At 66.3% G+C, this 10,925-nt stretch carries 14 protein-coding genes and 1 pseudogene; 2 read left to right on the forward strand and 13 right to left on the reverse strand.

The window, feature by feature from the left end; all coding sequences use genetic code 11:
• The 8 genes from E8A12_RS06805 to rpsM all read right to left on the reverse strand — a co-directional run.
• A partial coding sequence (locus E8A12_RS06805) for a VOC family protein (protein ID WP_293367164.1) occupies positions 1 to 327 on the reverse strand: 327 nt, incomplete at its 3' end.
• Positions 320 to 808, reverse strand: a complete 489-nt coding sequence (locus E8A12_RS06810) for a VOC family protein (protein WP_293367165.1) — start codon at positions 806 to 808, stop codon at positions 320 to 322. The genes E8A12_RS06810 and E8A12_RS06805, both read right to left, overlap by 8 nt.
• A 53-nt stretch (positions 809 to 861) precedes the next feature.
• Positions 862 to 1,305: a DUF1801 domain-containing protein gene (locus E8A12_RS06815; protein ID WP_293367166.1), complete on the reverse strand. Its 444-nt coding sequence runs from the start codon at positions 1,303 to 1,305 to the stop codon at positions 862 to 864.
• A gap of 24 nt (positions 1,306 to 1,329) precedes the next feature.
• Positions 1,330 to 2,562: an ectonucleotide pyrophosphatase/phosphodiesterase gene (locus E8A12_RS06820; protein WP_293367167.1), complete on the reverse strand. Its 1,233-nt coding sequence runs from the start codon at positions 2,560 to 2,562 to the stop codon at positions 1,330 to 1,332.
• Between the two features lie 108 nt (positions 2,563 to 2,670).
• Positions 2,671 to 3,081, reverse strand: coding sequence for a 50S ribosomal protein L17 (rplQ, locus tag E8A12_RS06825; RefSeq protein ID WP_293367168.1), 411 nt, complete (start codon positions 3,079 to 3,081; stop codon positions 2,671 to 2,673).
• Positions 3,082 to 3,268: 187 nt separating this feature from the next.
• Complete coding sequence (locus E8A12_RS06830; protein WP_293367169.1) at positions 3,269 to 4,285, reverse strand: DNA-directed RNA polymerase subunit alpha; 1,017 nt, start codon at positions 4,283 to 4,285, stop codon at positions 3,269 to 3,271.
• Positions 4,286 to 4,362: 77 nt separating this feature from the next.
• Positions 4,363 to 4,752 (reverse strand): 30S ribosomal protein S11, encoded by a 390-nt coding sequence (gene rpsK, locus E8A12_RS06835; RefSeq protein ID WP_293367170.1) that lies wholly within the window; start codon positions 4,750 to 4,752, stop codon positions 4,363 to 4,365.
• 15 nt (positions 4,753 to 4,767) lie between these two features.
• Positions 4,768 to 5,136, reverse strand: a complete 369-nt coding sequence (rpsM, locus tag E8A12_RS06840) for a 30S ribosomal protein S13 (protein ID WP_293367171.1) — start codon at positions 5,134 to 5,136, stop codon at positions 4,768 to 4,770.
• 342 nt (positions 5,137 to 5,478) lie between these two features.
• On the opposite strand from rpsM, the gene E8A12_RS06845 reads away from it, so the two are divergent.
• On the forward strand, positions 5,479 to 6,804 hold the full coding sequence (locus tag E8A12_RS06845) for an amidohydrolase family protein (protein WP_293367172.1): 1,326 nt from the start codon (positions 5,479 to 5,481) through the stop codon (positions 6,802 to 6,804).
• A 50-nt stretch (positions 6,805 to 6,854) separates the two neighbouring features.
• A complete protein-coding gene (locus E8A12_RS06850; protein WP_293367173.1) occupies positions 6,855 to 7,871 on the forward strand; it encodes an adenosine deaminase in 1,017 nt (338 codons plus the stop codon).
• 2 nt (positions 7,872 to 7,873) lie between these two features.
• Here the strand turns inward: E8A12_RS06850 and E8A12_RS06855 are convergent, their stop codons facing one another.
• The 5 genes and pseudogenes from E8A12_RS06855 to E8A12_RS06875 form a co-directional block, all read right to left on the reverse strand.
• Positions 7,874 to 8,437: an adenylate kinase gene (locus tag E8A12_RS06855; protein ID WP_293367174.1), complete on the reverse strand. Its 564-nt coding sequence runs from the start codon at positions 8,435 to 8,437 to the stop codon at positions 7,874 to 7,876.
• Positions 8,438 to 8,485: 48 nt separating this feature from the next.
• Positions 8,486 to 9,835, reverse strand: coding sequence for a preprotein translocase subunit SecY (gene secY / locus E8A12_RS06860; protein WP_293367175.1), 1,350 nt, complete (start codon positions 9,833 to 9,835; stop codon positions 8,486 to 8,488).
• Positions 9,836 to 9,934: 99 nt separating this feature from the next.
• Positions 9,935 to 10,420: a 50S ribosomal protein L15 gene (rplO, locus tag E8A12_RS06865; protein WP_293367176.1), complete on the reverse strand. Its 486-nt coding sequence runs from the start codon at positions 10,418 to 10,420 to the stop codon at positions 9,935 to 9,937.
• Positions 10,421 to 10,503: 83 nt separating this feature from the next.
• Positions 10,504 to 10,698, reverse strand: a complete 195-nt coding sequence (gene rpmD / locus E8A12_RS06870) for a 50S ribosomal protein L30 (RefSeq protein ID WP_293367177.1) — start codon at positions 10,696 to 10,698, stop codon at positions 10,504 to 10,506.
• A 6-nt stretch (positions 10,699 to 10,704) separates the two neighbouring features.
• A pseudogene (locus tag E8A12_RS06875) lies at positions 10,705 to 10,925 on the reverse strand (30S ribosomal protein S5); the annotation flags it as partial.

Raw genomic sequence — 10,925 nt, forward strand, 5'->3', positions numbered from 1 at the left:
GAACTGGGTCTGGGGCTCCATGATGATCTCGGCGCCCGCCGCGCGCGCACGCTCGCAGTGGGCGTCGATGTCGGTATCGATCTGGATATGCACCGTCTGGGTGTTCTTGCCGCCGATCGACCTGGGGCTCTTGTGGTCGGCGCTCCATTCGCTCCCGACCATCACCGCGCTGTTGCCGAAACGCATCTCGGAGTGGGCGATGTTTCCCTCAGCGTCCTCGATCAGCATGAAGACCTCGAAGCCAAAGGCCCGCTCCAGCCAAGCCAGAGCCGCGCGAGGATCGACGTAGCAGGCCGCCGACGAAAGGCTTGGAAACGGGTCAGCCATGACCAGCCTCCTTCAGGGACGTCGAGAGTTTCAGGCCGCTGGCCTCCTCCATCTGAGCGATACTGGGCGCCGTGACCGGCTGGGCGAAGGTCCAGATGTGGCCCTCAAGGTCCAGGGCCCGATAGGTGCGCTCGCCGTAGAACTGATCGGACGGGGCGTCGGTGATCCTCGCCCCGGCCGCCCGCGCCCGCTCGCAATGTTCGTCGAGCCCCTCGGCCAGGTGCACACGGATGAACTGGGTGCCGCGGCCTTCGACAGAGAGGGGGCTGACCATGCGCGCCTCGCCGATGATCGGACTGGAGAACTCCGGATTGATGCTGACCGACCCGCCGTGGAAACTCATTTCCGAATAGCCGACCCGGCCAGAAGGCTCAGTCACCAGGGTCGTCGTCTCGAAGCCGAAGGCCGCCTCGAGCCACTTCAGCGCGGCTAGAGGATCGCGATAGAAGGCCGTGGGTTTGAATATCGGCTCGCCGGCCATGATTTAATCCTTGTCGTATACGCCAATATTTAACGCATATCGCAACTACCTCGTCAAGGCCGCCGGCGGCGTTGGTTGGGCGAGACCGATTTGACGATGCTGCGCGACGGCCGAGTGGCGTCAATGGGCCGTGCATTGGCCAGGGCCTGCGCCATCAACGCCAGCACCTTCGGGTCGTCCAGCACGGTGAGATCGGGCAGCTTGAGGCTACGGACCTGCGCACCCTGCCCCTCAAGCAGTCCATCCGGGTCGTTCAGATCGGCGCCGTGGAAGAAGAACAGCCGCACCCAACGCGGGAAGCAGGCGATGGAGAACACCACGTCCTCCAGCTTCTCTGACGCGCCGTAGCCGATCGCCAGGGCATTGTAGTTATCGTAGACGAGCTCGACCGCCCCCGGCAGGCGCCGCTGCATGTCCGCCCGCGCCGCACGGATCTCCGCGGCGATGGGATCGGAATATTTGGCGATGAAGCTCTCGATCTGGGCTTCGGGATCCATGCGGACAGGCTGCCCCGGATAGGCCTATTTCGCCAGAGCGCCCGCCAGGTCGGCCAGGTGGCCGTCATTCTGCTCCGGCTTCACGCCGATCAGGGCCGCCAGCAGCGGATAGACATCGACGTTGTCGAACGCCGGCTGCACCACGCCATGCCTGAACGAAGGACCGTGAGCCACAAACAAGGCCGCCATCTGGGGATCGGAGGGGTCATAGCCGTGCTCGCCCTTCGGCGTGGCGTAGCCATTGTTGGTCGCCCCGATCACCCAGCCGATTTCGGCCAGACAGACGTAAGGCGGCACACGCGGGTTGTGGCCGTAGTGGAGGCGCTCGGGGACATCGGCCTTCCTCCAGCAGGTCATGTGGTCGTGGGGTTTGAGCAGCGCCTGAGCCACCTCGTCCTCGTGGCCCGGTTCGGCCCGCACGCCTGCCATGGCTCCCAGCGAGACGGCGTGGAAATCCGCCGCCGGCATCAGGTCCGCCAAATAGGCCTCCCGCTCGTGCGAGGTGGCGGCCATGCCGTGGTCGGCGACGATGACCAGATCGGTGGTTTCCAGCAGGCCCCGCGTCTGCAGGCCGCGCAGCAGCATGCCCAGGGCCGCGTCAGTATCCACCAGGGCCTTGTCGACGAGATCGGAGTCCGGCCCGCCGCTGTGGCCGGCAGAATCCACGGCGTTGAAGTAGAGGGTGACAAACCGCGGCCGCTCGGGCGGCCGGCGATCGAGCCAGGTCAGCACCTGATCCACGCGGTCCACGCTCGAAACGTTTTTATCGAACAATCGCCAGTCGTGCGGCTGGACGCCTCGAATCGGCGCGTCAGAGCCGGGCCAGAACATCGTGGCGGTCCTCACCCCCTGCTTCTCGGCGGTGACCCACAAGGGTTCGGCCTGATCCCACCAGATTGGATCGTGAACCACATCTGGCCGATTGAGCCGGAACACGACCCCAGGTCGGGCCGGGTCCTCCATGGTGTTGTCGACGATGCCGTGCTGGTCCGGCCGCAGCCCGGTCACCAGAGTGTAGTGGTTCGGGAAGGTGATGCTGGGGAACGAGGGCCTCATGGCGGTGGCGCGCACGCCATCGGCGGCCATGGCGGCCAGCGCCGGCGTCTTGCCGCGTAGCAGGTAGTCGGCGCGGAAGCCGTCGATGGAGACCAGGATGGTCAGTGACGCGGGTCTGGGCGCTTGGGCGAGCGCCGGCGGGGCCGCGACGGCGAAAACCAAGGAAGCGGCCAGCGCCAGGTAGCGAAGGAGTCGGGTCATGACCGCAACCGTAGCGGGGCTGTGCGGCAAGTCCATTTCAGCACGCAAAAAGAGAAACCCCGGAGGTTCGCTCCGGGGCTTTCGAATTCAGCGGGTTGGCCGATCGGCTCAGTCGCCGTAGGTCTCTGCGACCGGGCCGCTATCCTTGCCCTTTTCGGACGGATCGCGGTCCACGAACTCGATGACCGCCATGGCCGCGTTGTCGCCGTGACGGAAGCCCGCCTTCAGCACGCGGATGTAGCCGCCGTTGCGCTCCGCGTAGCGCGGGCCCAGCACGCCGAACAGCTTGCCGACCTGCTCGACGTCGCGGACCTGGCTGATCGCCTGACGGCGCGCATGCAGGTCGCCGCGCTTGCCGAGCGTCACCAGCTTCTCGACGAAGGGGCGCAGTTCTTTGGCCTTCGGCAGGGTGGTCACGATCTGCTCGTGCTTGATCAGGCTCGCCGCCATATTGGCGAACATGGCCGTCCGGTGGGCGGACGTCCGCCCCAGTTTGCGGTGCGCGGAACCGTGACGCATCTCGATATCTCCTGGGCCGCCTGGCCCACCAGGGACGCTCCCTAGTCATTGGGAATGCGTCCGACCTAATCAATTCCCAGCCTGCTCCCGCCTGGGTCAGTGCGAAGCGCCGGGGCCCTTCACCGCGATTGCGGCTTCATCGGGCCCGGGCCGCCGAAGCGGCCCCGGAGTCGGCGCGGAGGACTTCTTACATCTGGTCTTCGAACTTCTTCGCCAGCTCTTCGATGTTCTCGGGCGGCCAGTTGGGCACGTCCATCCCGAGGTGCAGACCCATTCCGGCCAGAACTTCCTTGATCTCGTTCAAGGACTTGCGGCCGAAGTTCGGGGTCCGGAGCATCTCGGCTTCGGTCTTCTGGATCAGGTCGCCGATGTAGACGATGTTGTCGTTCTTCAGGCAGTTGGCCGAGCGGACCGAGAGCTCGAGCTCGTCGACCTTCTTCAGCAGCGCCGGGTTGAACGGCAGCTCCGGCTTGGCTTCGCCTTCGACCTTCTTCTTCGGCTCTTCGAAGGTGATGAAGATCTGCAGCTGGTCCTGGAGGATGCGCGCGGCGTAGGCCACGGCGTCCACCGGCGTGACCGCGCCGTTGGTTTCGACTTCCATGATCAGCTTGTCGTAGTCGAGGCTCTGGCCCTGACGGGTGGGCTCTACGCGATAGGCGACGCGCTTGACCGGAGAATAGAGGGCGTCGACGGCGATCAGGCCGATCGGGGCGTCTTCCGGACGGTTCATCTCGGCGGGGACATAGCCCTTGCCGGTCTGGACCGTGAATTCCATGCGCACCTGGGCCCCGTCGTCCAGCGTGCACAGCACGTGGTCGCCGTTGAGGATCTCGATGTCCGAGGGCGCCTCGATCTGGCTGGCGGTCACCACGCCCGGGCCGGTGGCGCGCAGCGTCATCCGCTTCGGGCCCTCGGCGTGCATGCGCACGGCCAGCTGCTTGATGTTCAGCACGATGTCGACGACATCCTCGCGCACGCCCTCAAGCGAGGAGAACTCGTGTACGACGCCGTCGATCTGCACGGCGGTCACAGCCGCGCCTTGCAGGGAGGAGAGAAGCACGCGGCGCAGGCTGTTGCCCAGCGTCACGCCGAACCCGCGCTCGAGGGGCTCGGCCACCAGACGCGCCTTGCGGTTCGCGTCGGCGCCGGTCTCGATTTGCGGCTTCTCGGGACGGATAAGCTCGTTCCAGTTTCTTTCGATCACGGATTAGGTGTCCCTTGAAAACGCAGGATCGCCGGCCGCCAACGCGGTCCGGCGCAGGGAATTAGGTACTTCGTTACTCAGACGCGCCGGCGCTTGGGCGGCCGGCAGCCGTTGTGCGGAATGGGCGTCACGTCGCGGATGGTGGTGATGGTCATGCCGACGGCCTGCAGGGCGCGGAGCGCCGACTCGCGGCCCGAACCGGGGCCGGAAACATTGACTTCCAGGGTCTTCACGCCGTGCTCGGCAGCCTTGCGGCCCGCGTCCTCGGCCGCCATCTGGGCGGCGTAGGGCGTCGATTTACGCGACCCCTTGAACCCCATCATGCCGGCGCTGGACCAGGAGATGGTGTTCCCCTGGGCGTCGGTGATGGTGATCATGGTGTTGTTGAACGAGGCGTTCACGTGCGCCACGCCCGACGTGATGTTCTTGCGTTCGCGACGTTTGACGCGACCCGGTTCCTTGGCCATCGGAGATAAGCTCTCTTACTTCTTCTTGCCGGCGATCGGCTTGGCGGGGCCCTTGCGGGTCCGGGCGTTGGTGTGGGTGCGCTGACCGCGGACCGGCAGGCCCTTGCGGTGACGGAGGCCCCGGTAACAGGCCAGGTCCATCAGGCGCTTGATGTTGACCGCGGTCTCGCGGCGCAGGTCGCCCTCGACGGTGAAGTCGCGGTCGATGGTCTCGCGGATCTGCAGAACTTCCTGGTCGGTGAGCTGGTTGACGCGGCGCGCGTCCTCGATGCCCACCTTGGAGACGATCTCGCGAGCCTTCGCGGGGCCGATCCCATGGATGTACTGAAGCGCGATCACCACGCGCTTGTTAGTCGGAATGTTGACGCCAGCAATACGGGCCACGTGTCGATCTCTCCTGGTCACGCAAGAGAAGCGCGAACGGCGCCCCGGCCCCTCGCCCCGAAGGTCAAGCCGGTTCGTCCTTCGCGCTCTTTCGCGGAAGCGCTCCGTTATAGGGATCGTTGGCGGTCCGTCAACAACGGAAACGCCCATTTATGAACGGAAAAGCACGGGCGCAAGGGGTGCTCCCCCGCCCGGGTCCGTACTCATAACGCCCCTCGACTCTGCCTGGGGACGCCTAAGGAAAGCATGAAGACGCCCAAGGATGCAATTGCGGCGGCGAAGCCGGGCTTGCGCGGGGTCCTTCGGCGCCCTCAGATCGCGGGCGATTCGGGGGAGCTTTTGATGAATTTGCGTAACAGGATGATGGCGGCCGCTGGTTTTGCGGCCGTTTTGGCGCTGACGGGCTCGCCGGCGGCGGCCAAGGACCTGGCGATCCACGCCGGGCGGCTGATCGACGGGACCGGCAAGGCGGTGCGCGAGAAGGTCACCATCGTCATCCATGACGACCGGATCATCGCGGTTGAGGACGGCTTCACGGCCCCGAAGGGCGCCGAGGTGATCGACCTTTCGGCCTCGACGGTCCTGCCGGGCCTGATCGACGACCACGTCCACATCACCCAGGGCTTCCACAAGGGCGACCCGATCCACACCGCGGTGACCCACACCGGCTATGACGAGGCCATCGAGGCCACCAACTACGCCCGCGACACCCTGCTGGCCGGCTTCACCTCCGCGCGCGATTGCGGCGCCGAGACCGAGGTGATCGTCGCCCTGAAGCGGCAGATCAACGCCGGCGTCATCCCCGGCCCGCGCCTGTGGGTGGCCGGCAAGCCGCTTAGCCCCACCGGCGGCCACGGCGACGACGCCAACGGCCTGGATCCGGAACTGGAGCACCCGCACTGGACCGAAAACCTCGTCGACAGTCCTGAGGCCGGCCGCAAGGCCGTGCGCACCCTGCGCCGCGACGGGGCCGACCTGATCAAGATCATGCCCTCCGGCGGCGTCGCCTCGATCGGCGACAATCCCGCCATCCAGCTGATGGCCGACGACGAGATCAAGGCGATCATCGAGACGGCCCACTCGCTCGGCATGAAGGTCGCCGCCCACGCCCACGGCAAGCAGGCCATCGACCACACCATCGCGCTGGGTGTCGATTCCATCGAGCACGGCACCTATGCCGACGCCGAGAGCTACACGCTCTTCAAGGAGCACGGGACCTATCTCGTCCCGACCCAGTTGGTGGGCGCCAAGATCTATGAGCACGCCAAGGCCCATCCCGAGGACCTGAACCCCGACACGGTCCGCAAGACCTTCGAGGTGATCCCCACCATGCTGAAGAACCTGCACGATGCCTATGCGGCCGGCGTGAAAATCGCCTTCGGCACCGACACCTTCGGCATGTCCAACCACGGCGAGAACGCCCAGGAGTTCAAGCTCATGGTCAACGCCGGCATGCCGCCGATGGAGGCCATCAAGGCCGCCACCTGGAACGCCGCCGACCTGATTGGCGACACCAAGGACATCGGCACCGTCCAGCCAGGCCGCTACGCCGACATCATCGCCGTCGACGCCGACCCGCTGAAGGACGTGACGGTCCTGGAGCACGTGGCTTTCGTGATGAAGGGCGGGGTCGTCTACAAGGCGAAGGGCGCAACCGTCGTCCGCTGAGCTGCCTGCGCGCTTGACGGGGCCGCCTTGCCGCCCCTCAAAGTCGGGCCATGATCACCGACTCCGAGTTCATCCGCGGCCTGCCCAAGGCCGAACTGCATCTGCACATCGAGGGCAGTCTCGAACCGGAGCAGATGTTCGAATTCGCGCGGCGAAACCGTGTCAGCCTCCCGTTCAGGACCGTGGAGGAGGTGCGCGCAGCCTACGCCTTCTCCAACCTGCAAGACTTCCTGGACATCTATTACCAGGGGGCGGCGGTCCTTCAGACCGAGCAGGACTTCCACGACCTGGCCATGGCCTACTTCCGACGCGTGGCCGCCGACGGTTGCCGCCACGTGGAGCTGTTCTTCGATCCGCAGACGCACACCGACCGCGGCCTGCCCTTTTCGGTGGCCGTCGAGGGCCTGCTCTCCGGCATGGCCGAGGCCAAGGCCAGCCTCGGGATCACCTCCAAGCTGATCCTCTGCTTCCTGCGTCACCTGGACGAGGACGCCGCCTTCGCCACGCTGAAGGCCGCCGAGCCCTGGCTCAGCCGCATCGTGGGCGTCGGCCTGGACTCCTCCGAGCTCGGCCACCCGCCCTCGAAATTCGCCAAGGTCTACCGCGAGGCCCGCGCGCGCGGCCTGAATCTGGTCGCCCACGCCGGCGAGGAGGGGCCCCCGGAATACGTCTGGGAGGCCCTGGACGTCCTGGGCGTCGACCGCATCGACCACGGCAACCGCAGCCTGGAGGACGCCGGCCTCGTGGAGCGCCTGGCCAAGTCCGGCATGACGCTCACCGTCTGCCCGCTCTCCAACCTCAGGCTCTGCGTGGTCGACGACCTGAAGGTCCACCCTCTGAAGCGGATGCTGGGCCTTGGCCTCAAGGCCACCGTCAACTCCGACGACCCGGCCTACTTCGGCGGCTACCTGGCGGAAAACTGGATCCAGACCTCGGCGGCCGTGGGCCTGACCCGCAGTGAGCTCGTCACCCTGGCCAAAAACAGCTTCACCGGCTCGTTCCTGACGCCGGCGGAAGTCGCCCCGCATCTGGCGGCGATCGACGCGTTCGCGAAAGGCGCCGTCTAGCGCTAGGCGTCCAGCGCCTTGTCGATGCCGGCGGCCACGGTCTCGATCGAGCCCATGCCGTCGACTTCCACCAGCTTCCCCTGCCCCGCGTAGTAGGGCAGCAGCGGCGCGGTCTGGTCGTTGTAGGCGCCGAGACGCACCTTGAAGCTGTCGGGATTGTCGTCCGGGCGGCCGCTCTCGGCGAAACGGCCGGCGATGCGGTCCATCAGCGCCTGATCGTCCACCTTCAGGCGGATCACCAGGTCGATGCCGGAGCCGCGCTGCTTCAGCATGTCGTCCAGCGCCTGGGCCTGCGCCAGGGTGCGGGGAAAGCCGTCAAAGATGGCGCCGCCGGCGGCCTCGGCCTCAGGCAGACGCTGCTCGATCAGCTCGATGACGATCTCGTCGGTGACCAGCTCGCCGCGCTCCATGACGCCGGCCACCCGCTTGCCGAGCTCCGAGCCCGAGGCGATGGCCGCACGCAGCATGTCGCCGGTGGAGAGCTGGACCATCTTGCGGGTCTCGACCAGGCGTTTGGCCTGGGTGCCCTTCCCCGCCGCCGGCGGCCCGAACAAAATCAGATTCATCAGCCCTCCCGTCGCCGGCCCTCTTGGCGGAGCCTGCGATGATTCCCGCTAGCGGCCGCGACTGCCCCGCAGCTTCGACTTCTTGATCAGGCCTTCATACTGGTGCGCCAGGAGGTGTGACTGGATTTGGGTCACGGTGTCCATGGTGACGCTGACAACGATCAAGACCGAGGTGCCGCCCATGTAGAAGGGGGCGTTGTAGTAGCCGATCAGGATTTCCGGCAGCAGGCAGACGACGGCGATATAGGCCGCGCCGATCACCGTCAGGCGGGTCAGGACGAAGTCGAGATATTCCGCCGTGCGCTTACCGGGCCGGATGCCGGGCATGAAGCCGCCGTACTTGCGCAGGTTCTCGGCCGTGTCCTCCGGGTTGAACACCACGGAGGTGTAGAAGAAGCAGAAGAAGATGATCAGGGCGCCGTAGAGCACCATGAACGCCGGCCGGCCGTGCTGCAGCTGGCCGACCGCGCCCGGCAGCCATTGCAGCCACGACGGCAGGTTCGCATTGGCCGCGAAGCCCATCACCGTCGCCGGCAGCAGCAGCAGCGAGGAGGCGAAGATCGGCGGGATGACGCCTGAGGTGTTGATCTTCAGCGGCAGGAACGAGGTGTCGCCGCCGAACATCCGGTTGCCCACCTGGCGCTTTGGATACTGAACCAGGAGCCGTCGCTGCGACCGCTCCATGAAGACGATGGCCACGGTCACCGCAATCACCAGCGCCAGGATCACCAAGAGCGCGCCGCCGTTCATCGCGCCGGTGCGCGCCAGCTCGGTCGCCTGGTGGATATAGCGCGGGAAGACCGCCACGATGCCGGCGAAGATGATCAGCGAGACGCCGTTGCCGACGCCGCGGCTGGTGATCTGCTCGCCGAGCCACATCAGGAACAGCGTGCCGCCTGTCAGAGTCGCCACCGTGCAGACGGTGAAGAAGATGCCGGGATTGTCGACGATCCCCTGCCCGGCCTGCAGGCCCATGGCGATGCCGAAGGACTGGAAGAGGGCCAGGATCACGGTCAGGTAGCGGGTGTACTGGTTGAGCTGCTTGCGCCCCGCCTCGCCGCCTTCCTTCCGCAGCTTCTCCCAGGGCGGATAGATCGTGCCCATCAGCTGCACGATGATCGAGGACGAGATGTAGGGCATCACGTTCAGCGCGAAGACCGCCATGTTCCGCACGGCGCCGCCGGAAAACATGTTGAACATGCCGAGCACGCCGCCCGCCTGACCCTGGAAGGCCTGCAGGAACGCGGACATGTTGATGCCGGGGATCGGGATGTAGCAGCCGATCCGATAGACGATCAGCGCCACCATCGTGAAGATCAGGCGCTTGTGCAGCTCCGTGGCCTTCGAGAAGGCCTCGACGTTCAGATTGGCTGCGAGTTGTTCAGCGGCCGAAGCCATTCACCAAATCCCCTGACTCTTGATGAGCCTGACTCTAGGTCTCGATCAAATAGGACGTACCGACCCCGCATGCGAGGCCGGAATAGTCGCAGGCCGAGCTCAGGCCTCGGCGGCCGGAGCTTCCTTCTTGGTGGTGGTGACCTTGCCGCCGGCCTTCTCGACCGCGGCGACCGCCGAAGCGGAGGCGGAGTAGACGGTGATCTCGAGCTTGGTGGTGAGTTCGCCCTTGCCCAGCAGCCGCACGCCGTCCTTGGCGCGGCGGATAACGCCGGCCTTGAGCAGCTCGTCGGCGCCGATGGCCTGCTTGGCGTCGAGCTTGCCGGCGGCGATCGCCTGCTCCAGGCGCCACAGGTTCACCTCGGCGAAGTCCAGGCGGTTGCGGGATTTGAAGCCGCGCTTGGGCATGCGCATGTGCAGCGGCATCTGGCCGCCTTCGAAGCCGGCGATGGCGACGCCGGAGCGCGCCTTCTGGCCCTTCACACCACGACCGGCGGTCTTGCCCTTGCCCGAACCCGGGCCGCGGCCAACGCGCATGCGGCCCTTGGTGGAGCCCTCGCGCGGGGAAAGTTCGTTGAGTTTGGTCATATGCGCCTCTCCTTGGAGATCGATCGCCAGGTCCAGAGGGCCCTGACTCGGCTGATGTAGATTCGGTGGGTCGGCGAAGGCGCTTAGTCCTTCACCACCTCGACCATGTGGGCGACCTTGGCGATCATCCCACGCACGGAAGGGGTGTCTTCCAGCGTCGAGACCCGGCCGACGCGGTTCAGGCCAAGGCCCGAAAGCGTCGCGCGCTGATCCTTGTGGCGGCGGATCGGGCTGCCGGTCTGGCGAACGGTGATCTTGGCTTCGGACTTGGTGGCCATGTCAGATTATCCTTCGACGTCCGCGGTGTCGGCGGCAGGCGTCGAGGCGCCGTCGGCGCGGCGGCCGATGACATCCGAGACCTTCTTGCCGCGCTTGGCCGCGACCTGACGCGGCGACGACTGGGCCTTCAGGGCCTCGAAGGTCGCACGCACCATGTTGTAGGGGTTGGACGAACCGACCGACTTGCCGACCACGTCCTGCACGCCGAGCGTTTCCAGCACCGCGC

The sequence above is a fragment of the Phenylobacterium sp. genome (assembly GCF_004799395.1).
GTDB lineage: Bacteria > Pseudomonadota > Alphaproteobacteria > Caulobacterales > Caulobacteraceae > Phenylobacterium.

What these genes read in the sequence shown, in the direction of transcription:
- E8A12_RS06855 (WP_293367174.1), bottom strand. Translation starts at nt 8,437, where the DNA reads ATGAATCTGATTTTGTTCGGGCCGCCGGCGGCGGGGAAGGGCACCCAG.
- secY (WP_293367175.1), bottom strand. Translation starts at nt 9,835, where the DNA reads ATGGCTTCGGCCGCTGAACAACTCGCAGCCAATCTGAACGTCGAGGCC.
- E8A12_RS06810 (WP_293367165.1), bottom strand. Translation starts at nt 808, where the DNA reads ATGGCCGGCGAGCCGATATTCAAACCCACGGCCTTCTATCGCGATCCT.
- E8A12_RS06850 (WP_293367173.1), top strand. Translation starts at nt 6,855, where the DNA reads ATGATCACCGACTCCGAGTTCATCCGCGGCCTGCCCAAGGCCGAACTG.
- E8A12_RS06845 (WP_293367172.1), top strand. Translation starts at nt 5,479, where the DNA reads ATGAATTTGCGTAACAGGATGATGGCGGCCGCTGGTTTTGCGGCCGTT.
- E8A12_RS06815 (WP_293367166.1), bottom strand. Translation starts at nt 1,305, where the DNA reads ATGGATCCCGAAGCCCAGATCGAGAGCTTCATCGCCAAATATTCCGAT.
- E8A12_RS06820 (WP_293367167.1), bottom strand. Translation starts at nt 2,562, where the DNA reads ATGACCCGACTCCTTCGCTACCTGGCGCTGGCCGCTTCCTTGGTTTTC.
- rplQ (WP_293367168.1), bottom strand. Translation starts at nt 3,081, where the DNA reads ATGCGTCACGGTTCCGCGCACCGCAAACTGGGGCGGACGTCCGCCCAC.
- rplO (WP_293367176.1), bottom strand. Translation starts at nt 10,420, where the DNA reads ATGACCAAACTCAACGAACTTTCCCCGCGCGAGGGCTCCACCAAGGGC.
- rpsK (WP_293367170.1), bottom strand. Translation starts at nt 4,752, where the DNA reads ATGGCCAAGGAACCGGGTCGCGTCAAACGTCGCGAACGCAAGAACATC.
- rpmD (WP_293367177.1), bottom strand. Translation starts at nt 10,698, where the DNA reads ATGGCCACCAAGTCCGAAGCCAAGATCACCGTTCGCCAGACCGGCAGC.